Below are 19,317 nucleotides of genomic sequence, written 5' to 3'. Positions count from 1 at the left end.
ATGACCGAACCTGTGCGGGGAAAGGTTGAGTGGTTCAAGGACTATCAGTTCATCGGCAGGGTGGAGAGCGACAAATGCTCCGTCATACTTGGGGAGGGCGGGATAAGCCCCATGAAGCTCCTCCTTCTGAGTGTTGCTGGCTGCACCGCCTACGACGTCGTCATGATTCTCCAGAAGATGCGCGAGCCGATCGAAGGGCTGGAGGTCGAGATCAGCGGCGAGAGGAGGGAGGAGCACCCGAAGATATACTGGAAAATTCACCTCCACTACAGGATATATGGCGACGTGAAGGAGGAGAAGGCCAGGCGCGCGATAGAGCTGAGCCAGAACAAATACTGCTCGGCCTCTGCCCAAGTTAAACTGAGCGGTGCTGAGGTCACGTACTCCTTCGAGATTATCCGCGGGGGGAAGGATTAACTTTTTAACCCCCTCTTCTCCGGCCCGGAAGGGTGGTAGCTTGCTCGAGTACCTGAAGTACTTCGTCATACTCTACGGCGGCCTGTTCGCGATAACGAATCCGGTCGGAGCGGTTCCAGTCTTCCTCGGGGTCACCCACGACCTTTCCTGGAGCCAGAGAAGGGAGATAGCGCAGAAAACCGCCACCACCGTCATCGTGACCCTCATCGTCTTCGCCCTCATAGGGGAGTGGATATTCAAGTTCTTCGGCTCCAGCACGGACGCCTTCGCGATAGCCGGGGGAATACTCCTCTTCAAGATGGCGATGGACATGCTCTCGGGCCGGCTCTCGACGGTCAAGATAAGCAGGGAGGAGACGGAGGAGTTCAGCGAGGAAGTGGTTACGCTGGAGGAGGTCGCCATAATCCCGCTCGCCATACCCCTTATCTCGGGCCCCGGAGCCATAACCACGGTCATGCTCTACATGGCGAAGAGCCACGATGTTCCGGGAAAGGCCACGGTGATAGCCAGTATACTCGCGATAGGCCTGACCGTCTGGCTGGTCCTTTGCTCCTCCAACAGGATACAGGAGAGGCTCGGCAGGGTGGGAATAAAGGTGATGACGAGGATGATGGGTCTCATACTCACCTCGATGGCCGTTCAGATGATAATCAACGGCATCAAGGGGGCGTTCGGGCTTTAGAGTTTCATATTTATTGCCCGGGACTTAAATTTTTATAGCCTCATTTTGGCTAGATTTTCACTTTTGATGATAGGAAGGGTTAAATAGCAGAATGCCCTATCGTGTAATAAGGTGGCTCCAAAATGGACAGGAACGTAAAGGTTGCCGCCCTGATTCTTTCTATTGTTGTGGTTCTCACGCTGGGTTACTACATATCCGGGAACCAGTTACCAAGCCAGGACTCCAGCGACGGGGTGGACTACTCCACCGTAACCTGCACGCTTGAGACGGAGCCCCAGTTCACCCACGCAAACGCCTGGACCGGCTGGAGCGTCAGGGAGCTCGTGGACAACCGCATGGTGGAGTTTACTGATTTCCTGGAGTTCGTTCCAAAGGTATCACTGAGCGAAGGAAAGAGCAGCGGTTTCCTGCACGCGGAGGACTGGCCGGCTGAGATGGGGATAGCACCAAAGTGCACCCTGGCCGGCAGTGCCGTCTTCTTCGAGAACAACGATACCGCGAGGGGAATGTACTACCCGGTGGTTGCCGGAAACAGGGGGGCGATAAAAAGGCAGGACCTCGAACTGCCTGCTGGGGACGTTTATTTCGCCCACTACGTGATACCAGTGAAAAACGCCACCTGGGAGGTAACGGAGAACCTCGCGAACTCGAACGGGACGGACTTCCTGATGAGCGGCGGCATCTCGGAGAGAAGGAGAACAGGGCTCACCGGGACCTGCACGTGTCCGGTTGAGGCGGTGATTGCGCAACTCGATGATGCCATAAAGGCTAAGGGATTTGGGGAAGTCGCCCTGGAGAGAAAACCCGCCGAGAACGAGTATTTCAGGCCGTTGAGTGCCAAACTCTACCGCAGAGGCGACGATTGCCTCTACGTCGAATTCTCTGAGGTCAAGGGCATGGAACTGGTGAGAGTCCTCATGATAATGGGTGACGAGGAAGTCGTAAAGGCATACGCCGAGGCGTTCACCGCCGGTGGGGAGAACTGTTCCGGTGAAAGTTAGAACCGGCACATTTTTAGTCCCTCACGACAACTTCCTCCGGTGTAAGCCATGAGAGGCGACCTGATCCGTGTTCTGAGCACCGCGGAGGAGAAGGCAAACGAGCTGAAGCTCGACGGATACGAGCCAGACGTGGTCCTTCTAGGAAAAGAGGCCTACGAGTTCATAAAGGCGCAGATAAACGAGGAGTTCGGCGACGAGGAGGAGGTTTTCGAGCTCTCCGGTCTAAAGATACGCATGCTCGACGAACTCGGCGGCGACGCCGTCGTCATTGACAGCAAGGCGCTGGGCCTCGGCCTGGGCGGGGCGAAGCGCTTCAAGGTCGTCCTATAATTCCCCAGACCCTTCCGTTTCTCAATTCTATCCTCAATCCCCTGAGAACGAGCAGGCTGAGCGAGACGGCCATGACGTCCGCCAGGCTGCCGGGATTTCTCAGGTCGCCCCTCTCGCGCATGAAAGCATCGAACTCCTCAACGCTGAGTTCCCCGGCGAAAACCTTCCCGGCGTTCTCCCGAACGAGCTTGGCCTCCTCCAGGCCTGCCTTCCTGACTATCAGCGTGTCGAGGTTTGTCGCGAGCAGCTCAACGAAGGCCCTCACGACGGCGTCCTCCAGCGGGAGCTCCTTTATCAGCTCGTAGAGCCTTCCGAAGGTGGAGTAGCTCAGCTCGTATTCGTTGAGCCATTCGCAGAATATCAGCTCGCGTTCGCAGCTCATCTCTGCTAGCTTGGCTAAGTTTATCCCGTCCTGGAAAAGCTCCCTGAAGGAATCGTCGGAGTAGACGTCGTACTTGACCCCGCTGGGAATTCCCTTGGGGTTGGCTATCCTTATCGCCCGGTAGAACTCCATCGTGTCCCTGACGGTTGATTCCTCTATCAGAAGCCTCGCCTTTTTCCTCGCATCGAGCATGTTCCTCCCAATCGTCATCCCCATGATGAGGGGAAGCGAGAGGGCAATGATACCAAAGTTGGGGTTGGCGTCCTGAGCCTCGCGCGATGCCTGAACCGCCCGCTTTATCAGCTCGCCGAGTCCCGCTTCCCGGGGCTCGAGGATGCCCTTCCTCAGGAGCTCCGCCGTCTTCACAGCCTCATAGTACACCCCGGTGACGGCGGTATCTGCGAAGAGAAAGTGGTAGAGGGTGAGGTCGTCGAAGTCCCTGAGCCTGCTCACGTTGCCAGGCTTCGGAACGGCCGCCTCGAGGAGCGGACCGAGGGTGAAGGCGCGGACTATTCTCCACCGCTCCATTCACACCACCAGGTACAGCAGCAGGTAGATGAGGTAGAGCACCAGCACGGCCCTTCTGAGGGCTCTTCTCGTCAGGGTGTAGAGGCCAAAGGCCACCAAAGTCACACCCCAGAAAGCATCCCTTATGTACGGTGCATACGGTCTGAGCCAGTCCAGGAAAGATGGCTGGAACTCCCTCAGAAGAAGGAGAATGCCCAGGAAAACGAAAATCCAGCCGAGAGTCCTCATCTCAGTCCCCCCTAACGAGCAGGATGATTCCTATCACCAGGAACGCAACGGCCAATAGCGTCCTGAAGTCCATGGCCGGGAGGAGAACGGGCATGAAGGGCCCGGCTAAGAGCACCGCACCGAGTATTATGAGAACAACCGCTATCGCCTTCGAGTTCTCATCGCCGGAGAAGACTTCCCCAAGCCTTTCCTCAGTCTCGTCCACGAGCTCATTGAACCTGTCCGGGAGGGGCTTTTCTTTCTCCTCCCCCTCCTCCGGTATTACCAGGGCCGCCACAAAGTAGAGGAGCGTCATTGCAACCGGGTTGAAGACGAGGAGCACAACGAAGAGCAGCCTGACGAGGGCCGGATCCAGCTCGAGATGCTCGGCTATGCCCCCAAGAACGCCTAGGAGCATCCTGTTACGATTGGACCTCACGAGTTTTCTCACCATCTCTCTCACCCGGGGAAGAAAGGTCCCGGAGGCTTAAAAGTCATTCCCCACCTCGACGTCGCCAACCACGTCCGAGACTGTGATGAGGATCGGCATCCCCTCCCCCGAGTGGGAGTTCCTGACGTCCCCAACGATGTCCTCGGCGTTGAGCTGAACCGAGAGGTTGACCGGAACGGAGATGGCCACGTCACCGACCACGTCCTTTATCGTAACGTCGTTTCCGGCGACTATCGAGACATCGCCAACCACGTCCTCAAGCCGGTATTCTGCCGCGGGAGTAGAAACGAGGTCCCCCACCATGTCCTCCACTATTATCCTGGTTGCATCGACATCGACCTCAACGTTCCCAACCAGCCCGCGGAACCAGACGTCGGCGAGGGTGGAACCGACCTCAATGACCACCGTACCGTTCCGGTAGTCAGAACACACGTTGTGTCTCCCCAGAAATGTCTTCTTGTCGGGACAGTACACTGTCAGGAGGCCGTCCCGGTAGCTGGCGTTGAGCGGGATGTTGCTCCTGACCACCACCCCGCTGACGTTCGATTCGACCAGGCGGACGTCGCCGACCACGTTCGTTACAACTATCGCACCGGCATTGAACCTGCCAACCTCCTCAAGCTTCCCGGCGACCTTCCTGGGGGCCAGGCCTTCTATCTGGATATGCCCGCTGAGGGCGAGGACAACCACTATGGTTCCAACCAGGAGCGCGAGCAGAACCCCACCGAGGAGAACCGTGGAGAAACCACCTTCTCTTCTCATTCCATCCCACCGGAACGGTATCACCACCAGCCCGTATAAAGGTTACGCCTGTTGAAAGTCACCCCTGCATTGTAACCAGCACCAAAGGAAACAGAAAATAGAGTAAACATCACTTGAGAAGCTTCACAAACTCCCTCATCCAGGCGTAGAGGTCGCCGGGGTGCCTCGAGCTCACCCAGTTGCCGTCAACGACTACCTCCTCGTTCACCCACTCGGCTCCGGCGTTCTTCACGTCGTCCCTGATGGTTATCGTGCTGGTCCCCTTCCTGCCCCTCAGCACGCCGGCCGAGATGAGTATCTGCGGGCCATGGCAGATGCTGGCGACCGGTTTACCGGCCTCGAACATCTTCCTGGTTATCTCAACTGCCTTCTCGTTGAGTCTGACTATCTCCGGTGCCTTTCCTCCAGGCAGGACGAGGGCGTCGAACTCGTCCGGATCAACCTCCTCAAATGCCAGCTGAACCTCGACGGAATAGCCGTGCTTGCCGGTTATCTTGCCCCTCTCGAAGCTCGCCACATAGACCTCGTGCCCCTCCTCCTTGAGCCTGTGGAGGGGGTATATAAGCTCCAGGTCTTCAAAACCGTCGGCACTAAGAAACAGCACCTTCATCTCAAACACCTCCATCCAAACGCTTAGAGGGAAATAGAAATGGGATATTTATAACCCTTTCTGGCCAAAAGTGGTCAAAGGGGAAGCTCCGTGGTCTCCTTGTGTATCTTGAGGACGACCATGGTGTGGGTTGCCACGACGCCGTCGATCTCCCCGATGGTGTCGAGGAACTCGTTGAGCTCGTCGCTCCCGCCGGTTCTGATTTTGACCAGCATGTCGTAGTCGCCGGTGGTCTCGTATATCTCGACGATCTGGGGGTGCTGCTTGAGCTCGTTGGCGACGTGAGCGTACATGCCGGCCTTGGATTTTATGAGGATGAACGCCAGGATCTGGAAACCGAGGGAGTCGGGGTCAAGTATGACCGTGAACTTCTTTATTATGCCCCTGTCCTTCAGCTTTTTGATCCTCTCATAGACCGTCGACTCCGCCAGCCCGACCTCCTTGGAAATCTCCCTCAGGGGCGTTCTGCTGTTCTTCTGGAGGATTGAGAGGATCCTCTTGTCGGTATCGTCCAAACCCATTCGCATGAGCATCACCGCCGGTAAAAAATTTTCGAAGGGTTATATAAACTTGCCGATTTTGGAGAACCATACTTTTATAAAACGCCGCTCACCTTTTACCTCTAGAAGTTCTGGGAGGGTCAGCGATGCCAACGAACGTCACAGCGGAGTATCTGGCGGCGGAGGAGGAGTACAGGAACGCCAAGACTATTCCAGAGAAGATCCGCGCCCTTGAGAAGATGTACGCCACCGTCCCCAAGCACAAGGGAACGGAAAAGCTCAGACTCCAGATAAAGCGAAAGCTCGCCGAGCTGAGAAAGGAGCTGGAGAAGCAGCGCCAGATGAAGAAGGGCGGTGGCGGCCCATCGCTGAGCGTCAGGAAAGAGGGCGCGGCACAGATAGTCCTCGCTGGCCTCCCGAACGTTGGAAAGAGCTCACTCATGAAGGCCCTCACAAACGTCGACGCCGACGTCGCGGACTACGCCTTCACCACCGTCGAACCCATCCCGGGAATGATGCACCACAGGGACGTTCAGATACAGCTCGTCGAGGTTCCGGGCCTCGTTGAGGGCGCCGCCCTTGGAAAGGGCATGGGGCCGCAGCTTCTCAGCGTTATCCGAAACGCCGACGCGATAGCCATAGTCGTTGACCTGTCCCAGGACCCGGTAAAGCAGCTGGAAACCCTCCTCAAGGAGTTCGAGAGGGCGGGAATAAAGCTCAACAAGCGCCGCCCGAGGGTTGAGATAAAGAGGACCGCGATGGGCGGAATTGTCATCAACGGCCAGGAGAACATCAAGGGCGATATAAGCGAGGTCATGAAGATGCTCCGCGAGGAGAGGATTCACTCCGCGGAGATAACGGTGAAAGAACCTGTAACGCTGGAGGACTTCGCGGATGCCCTCGACGAGAGCCTCGTCTGGAGGAGGGCGATAATCATAGCCAACAAGGGCGACGCTCCTGGCAGCAAGGAGAACTACGAGAAGCTCGTTGAGGCCTACGGCGACAGGTTCAAGATAATCCCCGTCTCGGCGAAGAGGAAGATACAGCTGGACAAGCTCAAGGACGAGCTCTACGACCTGGCCGGAATCATCCGCGTCTTCACCAAGAGCCCCGGCGAGGAGCCGGCCTATCCGCCGGTGCCTCTGAAGAAGGGCTCAACGGTTATGGACTTAGCCGAGAGAATCCACAAGGACTTCGCCAAGAACTTCCGCTACGCCCGCGTCTGGGGCAAGAGCGTCAAGTTCCCGGGCCAGCGCGTTGGAGCCGACCACGTGCTCGAGGACGGGGACATAGTGGAGATTCACGCGAGGTGAGGCTTCCTTTTTTCCCTCGGCGAAACCCATAAATAATTTAATGGGGAAAGTTTCACTGATGGGGAGCAGGGAAGTTGCAAGGAGGATAAAAAGCATTATTCTGGAGGAGTTCTCGAAGAGGGGTGTTAATGTAGAGGAAGTTCTCCTCTTTGGCTCCAGGGCAAGGGGAGACTTCAGGGAGAGTTCAGACTGGGACGTTCTCGTCATAATTTCAGAAGAGGTAGACAGAAAGAAATACAGGGAATTGTGGTACAGCGTTTACAGGCGTGTTGACGTTCCCCTTGACCTTGTGATAGTGTCAAAGAAAGCATTTGAAAGATACGAGAGTTCTCCGGGATTCATATACTACTACGCCGCCAGGGAGGGAATAAAGATATGAGGCCCGACGTGGCGGCGTGGATAAAGCGGGCCGAAGAAGACCTCTTCACGGCGGAAGCCCTCATAGGTTTTAAGAAGCCTGCACCGTGGATAATATGCTTCCACGCACAGCAGGCCGCAGAGAAGTTCCTGAAGGCATTCCTCATCCATCACTACAGGCCGGTTTCAAAAACGCATGACCTCAAGGCCCTCATTCTGGAGTGCTCCAAGATAGACCCTTCCTTCAAAGACTTGCTGAAGGAAGAGGTTGACCGGCTCGCGGAGTACGCTGTCGAGACTAGGTACCCGGGTCTTTTTGAGCCCGATATTGAGGAGGCCAGAGAAGCCATTGAACTGGCCTCAAAAGTGCGGGAGTTCGTCTTGGAAAGGTTGAAAGGCCGAAGCCCCTAAATACTCCCACGCCGTACTCTTACGGGTGGTGTCCGTTGCAGGCCAGCGTCAACCTCGATGCTCTTCTGGAGAAGATGAAGGCGGAGCCCCCTTGTCTTTCGTTTACCTGCACCATGCCCCCTTGCACTTCCTCCCGCCCTTTCCGGTTACCGCGTCGAGGCTGAACTCCTTCCCGTCGAGGCTGTCCATGAGGAGCTTTTCCCTATCTCTCTCGTAGAGCCAGAACACCTTGTAGGCCCGCGCTTCCCGAACTATCTCTATTCTGGGAAGCCACCAGGAGACGATCCTTGAGTTCCCCCAGGTTATCGCGCTTTCGAAGGCCTTCATCCTGGCCTCCTCGTAATCGACGAGCGGCTCCATGATGCTCCTCTCCTCCACGTCCCACTCGTAGAGGTCTATGAACCCGTCCCCCCTCTCCGCGCCCAGGCGGTAGAGGTCCACGTAGGCAAAGTAATCTAGAACGCGGTCGCTTTTGCCCAGGCGTTTGTAGAAGAGCTTCAGATGGAAGATGTGGTACGGGTACAGCACAAAGCTGGGATCCGGGACATCCTCCGGTCTGAATATAGGCCTCATTATACTGACCTTCATATTCCAGCACCGTTAATTATACATCGGACTGTATTATTAACGATTGCGCCAATTTTGTCACAGTTTCAGAATATTGCGTTCATAATCCGGAATAATTAAACCAATAAATTTATATTCGTCAAACACATATTAGTGAGCTGATGCTCTTTAATCTACATTGGTGTATTGAGGTGGGTTGGAATGGGGTTGAGTGGTGAAGCCTGGGCAACGCTGCTTGTGCCAACGTTTCTTGGGATTTTGACGATGTTGCTCTACGGCTACTGGGACAGGATAACCGGCAAGGAGTACTACGTGGACGACGAGATTCTGGCCTACGACGAGGACCTTATGGAACAGCTCAAGGAGGAGGGTAAGGCATGAACAGCGGAATTCTCCTCGGATTCCTGGTGTACCTCGCCCTCCTGGCTTACATAGGCTGGTGGGCCAACCGCTACACCAAAACGGAGGACCAGTACTTCGTTGGCGGAAGAAAGGTGCACGTTTTAGCGGCAACCCTCTCAGACAAGGCGAGCGACTTCTCGGGCTGGTTGATGCTCGGTTATCCGGGTGCGGCGTTCTCCAGCGGTCTCGGTGCCTTCTGGGCCGGAATCGGCTGTCTCTTCGGTACCCTCGCCGATTACGTCCTTATCGGGCCGAGGTTAAGGATATACGCCGGTAAATTCAGGGCAATAACCGTCCCCGACTACCTCGAGGCTCGCCTGAAGGACGACACCAAGCTGATAAGAATTCTGAGCGCGCTGATAATCGTCATCTTCATGACCGCCTACGTCGCCGCCCAGTTCACGGCCGGAGGAAAGACCTTCGCGGAGGGCTTCGGCATAAGCGACAACACCGGAATCATCATAACCGTCATCATCCTGACGGCATACGTTATCACCGGTGGATTCTTCGCGGTCGTCTGGACCGACGTCGTTCAGGCAATGTTCATGCTGCTGACGCTCATCATAGTGCCGTTCCTTGCGCTCTCAGAGATAGGCGGCTTCGATAAGGCCACGGCGATAATAGCCAGCGCGGACCCGGCCAAGCTGCACCCGTTCGGCGGCGCCACAGGAATGGCGGCAATAGTTTTCGCGATAGGCTACGCCTCCTGGATAGTCGGCTACCTGGGCCAGCCCCACATCGTCACCCGCTACATGAGCGTTGAGGACCCGAGGAAGCTCAGGAGACCGGGTATCTTCATCAGCGGTACCTGGACCATACTCGTCCTCTGGGGCGCGTTCTTTGCGGGCTTCCTGGGCTTCGCGATGTACCACGCCGGAATGCTCCAGGTCAGCGACCCCGAGAAGATCATCCCGGCCATGGCGGTTGAGCTCATGCCGAGCTGGTTGGCAGGTTTCGTCATCGCGGGTATAATCTCGGCCGTCATGAGCACCGCAGATTCACAGCTCCTCGTCGCGTCCTCCGCTATAGCTAGGGACTTCTACCACAAGGTCCTCGGAAGGGAGCTCGGCAAGAAGCAGATGGTCAACATATCGAGGCTCGTCGTTGCCGGCGTTGCCCTCGTCGGCCTCTGGTTCGCCATAAGCGGCCCGAAGGTCATCTACCAGATGGTCGCTACAGCTTGGGGCGGTCTCGCGGTCGGCTTCGGCCCGATCCTTGTCCTGAGCCTCTGGTGGAAGAGGACGACCAAGGAGGGAGCGATAGTCGGAATGGCCTACGGTCTCATCAGCGAGGTCATCTTCGAGGCAAAGATATACGGCTGGGCCTTCAACCCGGACGCTCCGGGCTTCTTCGGCACCATCGGCGGATGGTTCAACGGCATTCCAGTGTTCTTCATCAACTTCTTCGTGACGTTGATAGTCATCATAATCGTCAGCCTGCTCACGAAGCCGCCCGAAGACGTCGTCAAGCTCCACGAGGAGATATTCAAGAAGGTTTCCATCGAGGGCACCGGCAAGAAGAGCATCACCGAGACCAGGGCCAAGAGCCAGGTCGAGAACGTCGCCGAGTTCGTCCTTGCCAAGGGAATCGCCTGATTCCCTTCTTTCCCCGTTATTTTTGGACTAAAAAGGCTATTAAACCAATGGTTTTGAACCATTTTTGGTCAACCTAACATTTATAAGCATTGGTGTATAGAGGAGGATGCTCTTGTAAAATTTTCGAGGTGGGAACATGAGGCCACTCGACCTGACCGAGAAGGACCCTTCTAAGCGGATCACCATCTATTTTGAAGGAAAGCCCTACGAGGCCTACGAGGGAGAAAAGATTACAGTCGCACTCCTCGCCAACGGGGTGTACTGGCTCACCACAAGCACCGAAGGGAGGAAGAGGGGAGCGTTCACCTTCGGTCCGGTTCCGATGGTCATCGACGGAATCAAGAACATCAACGCGCGCAAGACGAAGGTCAGAGACGGTATGAGGCTGGAGAGACAGGGCTACGGGGACTTCCAGGAGACCGTTGAGGTAGACGAAGGCAAGCCGGTTGAAAGGATGGTCGTTGATGTGGCCGTCATCGGGGCTGGACCGGCTGGAATCGGAACCGTTCTCGAGGTTCAGGAGCACCTCACCGTCGCGATAATCGAGGAAAAAGGCTGGCTCGGAGGCGACCTCTGGCTCAAGGGCCTGTCCCAGGAGGGCTTTGGGGAGAAGTCCCCCCAGGAAGTCGTTAGGGAGCTCACCGGGAAGTTCAACGAGAACGTCAGGGTTTTCAAGGGTACGATCGCCCTCGGCGTCTTCGACAAGGGAGAGTACTTCCTCGTGCCTATAGTCAAGGGAGATCAGCTCATCGAGGTCATGGCAAAGCGCGTCGTTCTGGCCGTTGGGGCAGTTGACAACATCCACCTCTTCGAGAACAACGACATGCCGGGTGTGTTCAGGCGCTCCGACCTCCTGGAGGTTCTCAACGTCTGGGGAGTTGCCCCGGGAAGAAAGGTCGCGGTCGTGGGAAGCAAGCCGGGGGAGATAACGGCCGAGCTCGACCGCTGGGGCATCGAGTACATCGTCATCCCGAATCCCAGGCGCGTTGAAGGCAGCGAAAAGGTCGAGAGGCTCATCGACACGAACGGAAACACCTACGAGGTCGATGCCGTCGTGATGGCCGAGGGAAGAAGGCCCGACATCAACCCGCCGACCCAGGCCGGCGGAAAGCTGGCCTTCAAGCACGGCTATTACACCCCGGTTCTCGACTCCCAGCACAGGATCCGCGACGGAATCTACGTCGCCGGCAGCGCCGTCAGCATAAAGCCGCACTACGCGAACTACCTGGAGGGCAGGCTCGTCGGGGCGTACATTCTGAGGGAGTTCGGCTTCGACGCCGAGCCGTGCATCTACGCGGAGAAACTGGAGGAGTACGAACCGGAGGCGGTGCAGGTTCAGAGCATAGACTTCGGAAGCCTCAACCTCGATGACGTCCAGATATGCGGCTGCGACGTTTCTCTGAGGAAGGTGGATGACGTGGTCAGGGCCGGAATAACCGACCTGCAGATAATCAAGCGCCTAACGCACCTCGCGATGGGCTTCTGCCAGGGCCGCTTCTGCCTCTTCAACGGAGCGGTCGTGGTTTCACAGAGGGCGGGAACGCCAATGGACAGGCTCGATATACCGGTCGCGAGACCGCCGCTCAAGAACGTTAAGATGAAGGTCACTGCGGGGGGGAACTGAAATGCCGAGCAAAGAGCTTCCCGGGAGGAGTGAAATCGTCATCATCGGTGGGGGAATAATCGGGGTCACCATAGCTCACGAGCTGGCAAAACGCGGTGAGGAGGTCACGGTAATAGAGAAGCGCTTCATCGGCTCCGGTTCCACCTTCCGCTGCGGAACGGGCATAAGGCAGCAGTTCAACGATGAAGCGAACGTCCAGGTCATGAAGCGCTCCGTCGAGCTGTGGAAGAAGTACAGCGAGGAATACGGCTTCTCCTTCGAGCAGACGGGCTACCTCTTCCTGCTCTACGACGACGATGAGGTTGAGGAGTTCAGGCGCAACATAGCGATTCAGAACCGCTTCGGCGTCCCAACGAGGCTAATAACGCCCGAGGAAGCGAAGGAGATAGTCCCGCTTTTAGATATCAGCGAGGTTATAGCGGCGTCCTGGAACCCGACCGACGGAAAAGCTGACCCCTTCCACTCGACCGCGAAGTTTGCCCTCCACGCGGAGGAATTCGGGGCAAAACTTGTGGAGTACACTGAAGTTAAGGACTTCCTCATCGAGAACGGCGAGATAAAGGGACTGAAAACAAACAGGGGAGTCATCAGGACCGGCACGGTAATCAACGCCACCAACGCCTGGGCCAAGCTCATAAACGCGATGGCCGGGATAAAGACCCGGATACCCATAGAGCCCTACAAGCACCAGGCCGTCATCACGCAGCCGATAAAGAAGGGCTCGATAAATCCGATGGTCATCTCCTTCAAGTACGGCCACGCCTACCTCACCCAGACCGCCCACGGCGGTGTCGTTGGCGGAGTAGGCTACGAGCTGGGACCAACTTATGACCTCAACCCGACCTACGAGTTCATGCGCGAGGTGAGCTACTACTTCACCAAGATTATCCCGGCACTGAGGGAGCTCCTCATACTGAGGACGTGGGCCGGTTACTACGCGAAGACACCCGACAGCAACGCCGCCATAGGAAAGATAGAGGAGCTGAGCGACTACTACATAGCGGCAGGCTTCAGCGGGCACGGCTTCATGATGGCGCCGGCTGTGGCGGAGATGGTGGCGGACCTGGTTACGAAGGGAAGAACCGACCTACCCGTGGAGTGGTACGACCCCTACCGCTTCGAAAGGGGAGAACTGAGAACGACGGCGATTCAGATGGGCTGAACTTTCCTTTTCTCTCTCGCTATCCTTAAATATTTTCGAGCCTAACACCTCTGGGTGGAATCATGTACCGCGTTGATTCTCCTAGGTCATGCTGATGGCTATAGACCTCTACACAGTTATTACTCCCAGAAGAAAGGGGGAGTTAGGATTTACTTTCTTCTTTTGAAAGCCTCGCCCCTCGGGGCGGGAAGATGGTCAGTTCGGGAGAAATTTTATAAGAGCCTTTCCATAGGGGCGCTCGATGAAGAGGGAACGGGTTGTCCTTCAGGGACGCAGGGAGAAGGCAGGAAAGCTCAGAAAGCTTCAAATTAAGAGGAAAAACGTCCTCATCTTGGCCGTAGCCATGTTTATGGCAAACGTGTCATTTGGAATGGCCTTTCCCTACCTCGGCGTCTACATGCGCCTCCTCGGCGCGAGCATGTTTATGGTCGGTCTCTTGAGCGTCGCCTTTAACCTCACATCAACGATCTTTCAATACCCCTTCGGCTGGCTGTCGGATTCATCCGGCAACAGAAAGAGCTTCATAGCCTTTGGAACGGCTTCAATAGGTCTCTTTTACATGGTTATGGCTTTCGTCGGCTCTGCAACTGGAGTCTTGCTCCTCAGAACTCTTCAGGGAATCTTCGGTTCCGCCATGATGCCGGCCCACTCCGCGCTCATCTCGGAGCTCTCGACGAGGGCAGGCTCTATATTCGGCCTCTTCAACTCCATTGAGAACGCAGGCTACATGGTGGGAAACTTTTTGGGTTCTGCCATAGTCCGTTACCTCGGCGTCAGGAAACTCTTTCTGATTTCCGGCTTTCTCTTATTCCTTTCAGCTGGAATAGTCCTCCTGATCAGGGAGCGCCCCACAGGAAGACGTTCGCTCCTCGGTATAATCCTCGTGCAGGAGGGAAGAAAGGGGTGGCGTTCAACAGTTAAGGGTTCGGCCTTTAGAAGGCTCATGCGCGGTCATCTCGGCCTCTTCTACGTTACGGTCTTCCTCGTCATGGTTGCCAGCGGGCAGTTCTACAGCGTCTCCTCGGTTTACTTCAGGGAGGCCTTCGGAGAGTGGAGCGTTGGCGTTATCTTTGGAATAGAGAGCCTCGCGGCCGCGTTAACGGGCTACTTCCTCGGAAAGCTGATAGACAGACACGGGGCAAAAAGGTTCTATCTCACAGCGATAGCCGGTTATGGCTTGGCCTTCCTGCTCTACGCTCTGGTCAAAAACGTCTGGCTCGTCTTTGGAGTCGCTTTTCTCTCGGGCGTTAAATGGGTTCTGACGATAAATTCCACCTCTGCCTACGTAGCTCAAAACGTCAAGGTGGGTGAGAGGGCCCAGGGGATGGGCATGCTCAACGCTATGATGAGCCTCGGCTGGGTTGTTGGACCGCTAATCGGCGGCTACCTCTCGGGGATAAGCTTCACCCTGAACTTCGTGGGCACGCTGATCCCCCTTGGACTGGCGTTCCTCTTAGCGCTCAGACTTCCAGGGTGATGCACTCGGGCGGAACGCGCTTCACTATCCTCACGTTCTTTCCAGCTTTGTAAACCTTTAATCCTCTCTTCTTCAGGCAGTCGGCATCGATGATGAGCAGAGCGACGTCCCTCCCGTGCCTCCTGCCGGTTTCTAAAGCTTCTTCCCTGCTCGTTGTTAGATGGACGAACTGTCTCCTCATCGGCTTAAGCCCCTCTCGCATAATCCGCTTAAGGTTCCTCCTCGGCGTGCCGTGGTAGAGGATTTTTGACTCTCTGTCCTCCTCGTGGTTTAAAGAAACCTCAAAGCTGTGGCCGTAGCGTGCGCGGATTTTATCTCCCCTAATCTCGTAGCGCCCCTTCGGATCATTCTCAACAATCTCCCTTACGAGCTCCTCCGTAACGCCGGGATAGACCGTTCGGAGCGCCCCGATTAACTCGTCAAGCGGGACGAAGCCCTCAACGTCGGGTTTTAGGCCGAACTCCTCCGGCGAGTGGCGGAGAATGTAGGCCATCAGCCTGCTGACCTTAACCCTCGGCGGCATGGAGAAAAGTTGGAGAAAGAGGTTAAAAACCAAACCTCACGGCAGTTCTACCAAAGCCCACACCGGCCTGTGGTCCGACACGAGGACGTCGCAGAGGCAGCCGTAGTCCTTGGCCCTCGCCGGCCAGCCGTTCTTCAGCAGGATGTAGTCGATGTTCTCCTTGTCGACCACCCCGTTGCGCTCCCAGAGGAACGTATACGGCGGCCTCTCGGGGAAAGCATCGCGGTAATCGCGCGTGAGCATCTCTATCGTCCTCTCGTCCGGCTCGGCGTTGGTGTCGCCGGCTATTATTTGAGCCGTCGGTGCCGCTTCGGCGAACTTCAAAAGCTCTTCCGCCTGCATCGCGCGCTCCTCCTCGCTGAGCCCCATGTGGACGTTGACGATGGTAATCCCAAGCTCCTCGATTGTTACTTTCTGGGCCGGCCTCGCCTGACCGACGCTCTCGAGGTTGAGCTCGCCTTCCGTCTTCATGTGCCAGTGGGAAAAGACCGCTATTCCATAGGTTCCCTCAACGGCCGGCTTGTACTCGTAGGCGTATCCGAGGTGGGCCGATACGAAGAGGGGCACATCCTGGTAGGCGTTTGCAATCATTCCTCCCACAACTTCCTGGCCGAGCCAGATGTCAGGCCTCTGCTCTGACAGGAGATTAACCAGTTCGTAGCCGTTGAAGGTGCCGTCATAGGGGCCGAAGCCCTGGTGGACGTTGTAGGTCCAGATCAGGACGTCTTTCTTGGCCTCCACGTAGGTCGGTCCAGCGTTGAAGAGCGCCAGAACTATGACAGAGGCAAGGGCCAGGCCGGCGAGGGGGCCGGCTATCTCCCTTGCCCTCGGAAGTTCCACCTCCACCTTTTTCCCGTAGGCGGAGAGGATGTAGATCATCGATGCAACCAAAATCAGCGCCTCGAGTCTGTCCTCCATGAATGGCAGACCGATGTCCCTGCCCACGTAGGCACCTATCGCGAGCGTTGCCGTCAGGAAGAGGTAAAATGCCCCGATGACACCTCCCCTGCTTCCCTTTGCGCTCTCAACGAGTGCAATGGCTGAGGCGAGGGCTACGGGAAGGCCCAGGAGCGAGAGAGGCTTGAGGAAGAGCGTCGCCGAGCCGATTATGAGGAGCGCCATAGCTATTTCAGGCTTTCTCGCAAGATACGGCCCCAGGAGGAGGGCTAAGGCCACGACAAAGGAGAAGCCTATGAATTGGGGCAGGTAGTAGACCGTTATTCCAGAATAGCGCATGATTGCGTTGGGGTAGATGAGACCGAGCTCAAGCAGAGCGGCGAAGGCGTAGAGACCGAAGCCCGGCTTCTTGAGGGTTCCGGGTTCCTTCCAGAGGGCGTAGGAACCGAGCAGCAGAAAGAGCGCCAGAGGTATTCGTGTGTAGGGGAAGTCGACCGGCTCGGTTCCCACAGCCAAGACGCGGAGGCTCAGGTCGGCGACGAGTCCCATGATTAGGTACTTGACGTCGAGCTCCTTGACGAGTGCCAGAGCGACCGGAAGGGCAAAGGCCGCTATTAGATGCGTGTATTCGGTCGCATCGGTTATCAGAACGGCTATCGCGTAGGCCGCTATTATGGCCGCTCCAGCCTTTCTACTCATCCTTCCGACGAGGAAGGCAGCGAGAAGGAGCAGGAGGATTCCCAGCCCGGATGGGAAGTTCATCCCATAGAAGAAGGTCTTCTCGAGGCTCGAGTAGGCCCCTGAAACGAAGATCCTCATGGACGATGCCAGCAGCACCCCGGTTCCAAGACCGAGCAGTATTTTATCCCTCTCGTCCACGTTCATATCCATCACCTAAAACCCAAGTTGTTGGGAGGGCACTTAAACTTTGTTGATGTTCCAATTGCTCAGAGGAAGAAGGGCAGCAGGAATGCCAGAGCCCCGAGAAGGAACGCCTCCTCCATCTTTCTGAAGACCTTTCGCCTGTCCGCCCCATGAGCCAGTTCCGAAGCTGAAGGATTGAATAGCCCATAAATGGGAGGAAGGATAGCGAGGGCAGAGGATAATAGCCTAAGAGGCAGTACGCGACCACCATGAGCGAGGAGACCGCGAAGAGGAACATCCCCACCTTTATATCCCTCTCCTTTCCGAGAAAAGCCGCCGAAGTCCTCGCACCAAGGGCCAGGTCTTCATCTATCGTCGGCACCGCGAGGAGCATATGGCCCGCTGACAGGAGAACGAGGAAGGGAAGCGAGTACACAACCGCCCATCTGGCAGACAAACCGAGCGACTCGAAGACCAGCCCCATGGTAACCGGTCCGTAGGTGAGACCGTTGGTGAGGGAGTCAAGGAAAGCCCTCGCCTTGAAGCGCAGGGGTGGAGCGGAGTAAGCTATGGCCAGAAAGGACGCAACGAGGGTTATCGCGACGGCCCGGATGGATATCAGCCCGGCGAGAAGAATTGCCGGAAGGAAGAGGCCATAACCGAGGAGCCTCGCCGTTCTAAGGCCCACCTCCCCACTCACGAGTGGGAGTTCGGTTCTGTTCGCAAGGAGATCCAGCTCGTAGTCGTAGTACTCGTTGATGACGAGGCCGGCGGAGGCCACAAGGAAGATTACGAGCATCGCAATGAGAAAATCCACCGTGAAGGAGACGCCGTAGTGGTAGCGCGCTATGGTAAACGCAATTAACCCTGGAACGAGCGAGGGGAGGGCGAACTTGGGACGAAGAAGAGAGAAGATGGCAGGGGCCAACTCAGCGGAACCTCCTGAGGGCCATCTCGGCTGCAACAGTTATCGGGTCGATGGTCGGGCTTATCGGCGGCGCATATGCTGTCTCGAGGTAAACGATATCCTCCACCGTTGCCCCCTTCTGGGCCAAAGCTGAGAGCGTCATTATCCTGCCCCAAACCCTTTCGCCGCCGACTATCTGGGCGCCGATGAGCTTTCTGTCCGACTTCCTGAAGATGACCTTCACCGTTATGGGCTTTCCTCCGGGATAGTATTCGGGCTTCGTTGAGCCCTTGAACTTGCCGACCGCTACCTCTATTCCCTCTTTCTTTGCCCTCTCCTCTGTTATTCCAAAGGTGCCTATTTCGAGGCCGAAGAGCTCGGTTATTGCCGTGTTGAAGACCGGCCTGAAGGAAACGTCATTTCCGGCTATGTGCTCCGCCGCGACCTTGGCCATTCTAACGGCGGAGGTTCCGAGCTGGCTAAGGGTTCTCTCGCCGGTCACGCCATCGACTACCTCGGCGCAGTCACCTATCGCGTATATGTCCGGGTCGCTCGTCTGGAGGTGCTCGTTGACGACTATGCCCCAGTGCACCTCAAGGCCTGCCGCCTTTGCGAGGTCAACGTTCGCTCTAACGCCTGTGGCAACCAAAACGAGGTCAGCGGGAACCTCTTCCTCACCGATCTTGACAGCCTTCACAGGACTTCCAATTATCTCACTGACCCCCTCGTTGAAGCGGAAGGAGACGCCGTGCTCTTCCATCTCCTTCTGGACGAGCTTGGCGGTGTCCCTGTCGAGCATGGTTGGCATGAGCCTGTCCATGAGCTCTACAACCAGAACCTCCATGCCGAGCTTGGCGAATGCTTCAGCCCCTTCGAGGCCGATTAAACCAGCCCCTATCACAACGGCCCTCTTCGGCTTCCTCTCGGCGATGTAGGCTTTGATTTTCCTAACGTCGTCGAGGCTCTTGAGGGTGAATACTCCCTCGTTCTCAACGCCCTTTATCGGCGGGACGAAAGCTTTGGAGCCAACCGCCAAGACAAGCTTGTCGTAGGGGACCTCGCCCTTGTCCGTAATAACCACTTTCCTCCCGCGGTCTATTGCCTTAACCTCTGTTCCGAGCATGAGGTTGATTTTCTGCTTCTCGTAGAACTCGTTTGGGAAGACGATGACATCCTCGGGCTTCTCTATCGTGCCGCTTATCACGTGCGGCAGGGCGCAGGGGGAGTACTGCATCGTGGGCTCCTTTCCAATAACCGTTATCTCGGCCTTTCTGTCGAGCTTGCGCATGAACAGCGCGAAGTTGCTTCCGGCTGTGCCAGAACCGATGACGACGACTTTCATGAACAC

Annotated in this window: 23 protein-coding genes; 12 read left to right on the top strand and 11 right to left on the bottom strand. The window is 56.5% G+C overall.

Annotation, left to right across the window (positions count from 1 at the left end; all coding sequences use genetic code 11):
• The 4 genes from FH039_RS10725 to FH039_RS10710 all read left to right on the top strand — a co-directional run bounded on the left by FH039_RS10725 (position 1) and on the right by FH039_RS10710 (position 2,430).
• Positions 1-417: an OsmC family protein gene (locus FH039_RS10725; protein WP_139681837.1), complete on the top strand. Its 417-nt coding sequence runs from the start codon at positions 1-3 to the stop codon at positions 415-417.
• A gap of 40 nt (positions 418-457) precedes the next feature.
• Complete coding sequence (gene snatA, locus FH039_RS10720) at positions 458-1,099, top strand: neutral amino acid NAAT transporter SnatA (RefSeq protein ID WP_139681311.1); 642 nt, start codon at positions 458-460, stop codon at positions 1,097-1,099.
• 122 nt (positions 1,100-1,221) lie between these two features.
• Entirely contained in the window at positions 1,222-2,100 is an 879-nt protein-coding gene (locus FH039_RS10715; protein WP_139681310.1) for a hypothetical protein, read from the top strand.
• 48 nt (positions 2,101-2,148) lie between these two features.
• The gene (locus FH039_RS10710) at positions 2,149-2,430 is read left to right on the top strand and encodes a family 4A encapsulin nanocompartment shell protein (protein ID WP_058939337.1); all 282 of its coding nucleotides are present in this window, start codon (positions 2,149-2,151) and stop codon (positions 2,428-2,430) included.
• Here the strand turns inward: FH039_RS10710 and FH039_RS10705 are convergent.
• From FH039_RS10705 to FH039_RS10680, 6 genes are all read right to left on the bottom strand, one after another.
• The gene (locus FH039_RS10705) at positions 2,414-3,340 is read right to left on the bottom strand and encodes a triphosphoribosyl-dephospho-CoA synthase (protein ID WP_139681309.1); all 927 of its coding nucleotides are present in this window, start codon (positions 3,338-3,340) and stop codon (positions 2,414-2,416) included. The two genes, FH039_RS10710 and FH039_RS10705, sit on opposite strands and share 17 nt — an antisense overlap.
• Entirely contained in the window at positions 3,341-3,568 is a 228-nt protein-coding gene (locus FH039_RS10700; protein ID WP_139681308.1) for a hypothetical protein, read from the bottom strand. It lies immediately after the preceding gene.
• A 1-nt stretch (position 3,569) separates the two neighbouring features.
• A complete protein-coding gene (locus tag FH039_RS10695) occupies positions 3,570-4,001 on the bottom strand; it encodes a PspC domain-containing protein (RefSeq protein ID WP_139681835.1) in 432 nt (143 codons plus the stop codon).
• A 33-nt stretch (positions 4,002-4,034) separates the two neighbouring features.
• A complete protein-coding gene (locus FH039_RS10690; RefSeq protein ID WP_139681307.1) occupies positions 4,035-4,760 on the bottom strand; it encodes a hypothetical protein in 726 nt (241 codons plus the stop codon).
• Positions 4,761-4,869: 109 nt separating this feature from the next.
• Positions 4,870-5,370: a deglycase PfpI gene (gene pfpI / locus FH039_RS10685; protein WP_139681306.1), complete on the bottom strand. Its 501-nt coding sequence runs from the start codon at positions 5,368-5,370 to the stop codon at positions 4,870-4,872.
• 74 nt (positions 5,371-5,444) lie between these two features.
• Positions 5,445-5,897 (bottom strand): Lrp/AsnC family transcriptional regulator, encoded by a 453-nt coding sequence (locus tag FH039_RS10680; protein WP_139681834.1) that lies wholly within the window; start codon positions 5,895-5,897, stop codon positions 5,445-5,447.
• A 119-nt stretch (positions 5,898-6,016) separates the two neighbouring features.
• Between FH039_RS10680 and FH039_RS10675 the strand changes: the two genes are divergently transcribed.
• Genes FH039_RS10675 through FH039_RS10665 form a run of 3 tightly spaced genes read left to right on the top strand, consistent with a single transcriptional unit; the run spans position 6,017 to position 7,951 of the window.
• Complete coding sequence (locus FH039_RS10675; protein WP_139681305.1) at positions 6,017-7,183, top strand: OBG GTPase family GTP-binding protein; 1,167 nt, start codon at positions 6,017-6,019, stop codon at positions 7,181-7,183.
• Positions 7,184-7,241: 58 nt separating this feature from the next.
• Positions 7,242-7,562, top strand: a complete 321-nt coding sequence (locus FH039_RS10670) for a nucleotidyltransferase domain-containing protein (protein ID WP_139681304.1) — start codon at positions 7,242-7,244, stop codon at positions 7,560-7,562.
• Positions 7,559-7,951, top strand: a complete 393-nt coding sequence (locus FH039_RS10665; protein ID WP_139681303.1) for a HEPN domain-containing protein — start codon at positions 7,559-7,561, stop codon at positions 7,949-7,951. Before FH039_RS10670 ends, FH039_RS10665 begins: the two co-directional genes overlap by 4 nt.
• 102 nt (positions 7,952-8,053) lie before the next feature.
• Here the strand turns inward: FH039_RS10665 and FH039_RS10660 are convergent, their stop codons facing one another.
• The gene (locus FH039_RS10660; protein ID WP_139681302.1) at positions 8,054-8,539 is read right to left on the bottom strand and encodes a hypothetical protein; all 486 of its coding nucleotides are present in this window, start codon (positions 8,537-8,539) and stop codon (positions 8,054-8,056) included.
• A gap of 180 nt (positions 8,540-8,719) precedes the next feature.
• Here FH039_RS10660 and FH039_RS10655 point away from each other — a divergent pair, with 180 nt between their 5' ends.
• The 5 genes from FH039_RS10655 to FH039_RS10635 all read left to right on the top strand — a co-directional run bounded on the left by FH039_RS10655 (position 8,720) and on the right by FH039_RS10635 (position 14,778).
• Positions 8,720-8,899 (top strand): hypothetical protein, encoded by a 180-nt coding sequence (locus FH039_RS10655; protein WP_139681301.1) that lies wholly within the window; start codon positions 8,720-8,722, stop codon positions 8,897-8,899.
• Positions 8,896-10,515, top strand: coding sequence for a sodium/proline symporter (locus FH039_RS10650; RefSeq protein WP_139681300.1), 1,620 nt, complete (start codon positions 8,896-8,898; stop codon positions 10,513-10,515). The genes FH039_RS10655 and FH039_RS10650 overlap by 4 nt, the downstream gene beginning before the upstream one ends.
• Before the next feature lie 136 nt (positions 10,516-10,651).
• On the top strand, positions 10,652-12,139 hold the full coding sequence (locus FH039_RS10645; RefSeq protein WP_139681299.1) for an FAD-dependent oxidoreductase: 1,488 nt from the start codon (positions 10,652-10,654) through the stop codon (positions 12,137-12,139).
• Position 12,140: 1 nt separating this feature from the next.
• Positions 12,141-13,301: an NAD(P)/FAD-dependent oxidoreductase gene (locus FH039_RS10640; protein ID WP_139681298.1), complete on the top strand. Its 1,161-nt coding sequence runs from the start codon at positions 12,141-12,143 to the stop codon at positions 13,299-13,301.
• A 241-nt stretch (positions 13,302-13,542) separates the two neighbouring features.
• Positions 13,543-14,778 (top strand): MFS transporter, encoded by a 1,236-nt coding sequence (locus FH039_RS10635; protein WP_139681297.1) that lies wholly within the window; start codon positions 13,543-13,545, stop codon positions 14,776-14,778.
• On the opposite strand, the gene FH039_RS10630 is transcribed toward FH039_RS10635, so the two are convergent.
• Genes FH039_RS10630 through FH039_RS10615 form a run of 4 tightly spaced genes read right to left on the bottom strand, consistent with a single transcriptional unit; the run spans position 14,762 to position 19,311 of the window.
• Positions 14,762-15,301, bottom strand: coding sequence for an RNA 2'-phosphotransferase (locus FH039_RS10630; protein WP_139681296.1), 540 nt, complete (start codon positions 15,299-15,301; stop codon positions 14,762-14,764). The genes FH039_RS10635 and FH039_RS10630 overlap by 17 nt on opposite strands.
• A gap of 36 nt (positions 15,302-15,337) precedes the next feature.
• Positions 15,338-17,083 (bottom strand): endonuclease/exonuclease/phosphatase family protein, encoded by a 1,746-nt coding sequence (locus FH039_RS10625; RefSeq protein ID WP_139681833.1) that lies wholly within the window; start codon positions 17,081-17,083, stop codon positions 15,338-15,340.
• Positions 17,061-17,990, bottom strand: a complete 930-nt coding sequence (locus tag FH039_RS10620) for a UbiA family prenyltransferase (protein WP_168188404.1) — start codon at positions 17,988-17,990, stop codon at positions 17,061-17,063. The genes FH039_RS10625 and FH039_RS10620 overlap by 23 nt, the downstream gene beginning before the upstream one ends.
• A 1-nt stretch (position 17,991) precedes the next feature.
• On the bottom strand, positions 17,992-19,311 hold the full coding sequence (locus FH039_RS10615; protein ID WP_139681832.1) for an NAD(P)/FAD-dependent oxidoreductase: 1,320 nt from the start codon (positions 19,309-19,311) through the stop codon (positions 17,992-17,994).
• Positions 19,312-19,317: the final 6 nt, after the last annotated feature.

It is taken from the genome of Thermococcus indicus (genome assembly GCF_006274605.1).
Taxonomy (GTDB): Archaea; Methanobacteriota_B; Thermococci; order Thermococcales; family Thermococcaceae; genus Thermococcus; species Thermococcus indicus.
Note: the sequence above shows the minus strand (reverse complement) of the source record. Positions and strands in the feature narration are given on the sequence as shown.

What these genes read in the sequence shown, in the direction of transcription:
- FH039_RS10725 (WP_139681837.1), top strand. Translation starts at nt 1, where the DNA reads ATGACCGAACCTGTGCGGGGAAAGGTTGAGTGGTTCAAGGACTATCAG.
- FH039_RS10715 (WP_139681310.1), top strand. Translation starts at nt 1,222, where the DNA reads ATGGACAGGAACGTAAAGGTTGCCGCCCTGATTCTTTCTATTGTTGTG.
- FH039_RS10710 (WP_058939337.1), top strand. Translation starts at nt 2,149, where the DNA reads ATGAGAGGCGACCTGATCCGTGTTCTGAGCACCGCGGAGGAGAAGGCA.
- FH039_RS10705 (WP_139681309.1), bottom strand. Translation starts at nt 3,340, where the DNA reads ATGGAGCGGTGGAGAATAGTCCGCGCCTTCACCCTCGGTCCGCTCCTC.
- FH039_RS10700 (WP_139681308.1), bottom strand. Translation starts at nt 3,568, where the DNA reads ATGAGGACTCTCGGCTGGATTTTCGTTTTCCTGGGCATTCTCCTTCTT.
- FH039_RS10695 (WP_139681835.1), bottom strand. Translation starts at nt 4,001, where the DNA reads ATGGTGAGAAAACTCGTGAGGTCCAATCGTAACAGGATGCTCCTAGGC.
- FH039_RS10690 (WP_139681307.1), bottom strand. Translation starts at nt 4,760, where the DNA reads ATGAGAAGAGAAGGTGGTTTCTCCACGGTTCTCCTCGGTGGGGTTCTG.
- pfpI (WP_139681306.1), bottom strand. Translation starts at nt 5,370, where the DNA reads ATGAAGGTGCTGTTTCTTAGTGCCGACGGTTTTGAAGACCTGGAGCTT.
- FH039_RS10680 (WP_139681834.1), bottom strand. Translation starts at nt 5,897, where the DNA reads ATGCGAATGGGTTTGGACGATACCGACAAGAGGATCCTCTCAATCCTC.
- FH039_RS10675 (WP_139681305.1), top strand. Translation starts at nt 6,017, where the DNA reads ATGCCAACGAACGTCACAGCGGAGTATCTGGCGGCGGAGGAGGAGTAC.
- FH039_RS10670 (WP_139681304.1), top strand. Translation starts at nt 7,242, where the DNA reads ATGGGGAGCAGGGAAGTTGCAAGGAGGATAAAAAGCATTATTCTGGAG.
- FH039_RS10665 (WP_139681303.1), top strand. Translation starts at nt 7,559, where the DNA reads ATGAGGCCCGACGTGGCGGCGTGGATAAAGCGGGCCGAAGAAGACCTC.
- FH039_RS10660 (WP_139681302.1), bottom strand. Translation starts at nt 8,539, where the DNA reads ATGAAGGTCAGTATAATGAGGCCTATATTCAGACCGGAGGATGTCCCG.
- FH039_RS10655 (WP_139681301.1), top strand. Translation starts at nt 8,720, where the DNA reads ATGGGGTTGAGTGGTGAAGCCTGGGCAACGCTGCTTGTGCCAACGTTT.
- FH039_RS10650 (WP_139681300.1), top strand. Translation starts at nt 8,896, where the DNA reads ATGAACAGCGGAATTCTCCTCGGATTCCTGGTGTACCTCGCCCTCCTG.
- FH039_RS10645 (WP_139681299.1), top strand. Translation starts at nt 10,652, where the DNA reads ATGAGGCCACTCGACCTGACCGAGAAGGACCCTTCTAAGCGGATCACC.
- FH039_RS10640 (WP_139681298.1), top strand. Translation starts at nt 12,141, where the DNA reads ATGCCGAGCAAAGAGCTTCCCGGGAGGAGTGAAATCGTCATCATCGGT.
- FH039_RS10635 (WP_139681297.1), top strand. Translation starts at nt 13,543, where the DNA reads ATGAAGAGGGAACGGGTTGTCCTTCAGGGACGCAGGGAGAAGGCAGGA.
- FH039_RS10630 (WP_139681296.1), bottom strand. Translation starts at nt 15,301, where the DNA reads ATGCCGCCGAGGGTTAAGGTCAGCAGGCTGATGGCCTACATTCTCCGC.
- FH039_RS10625 (WP_139681833.1), bottom strand. Translation starts at nt 17,083, where the DNA reads ATGAACGTGGACGAGAGGGATAAAATACTGCTCGGTCTTGGAACCGGG.
- FH039_RS10615 (WP_139681832.1), bottom strand. Translation starts at nt 19,311, where the DNA reads ATGAAAGTCGTCGTCATCGGTTCTGGCACAGCCGGAAGCAACTTCGCG.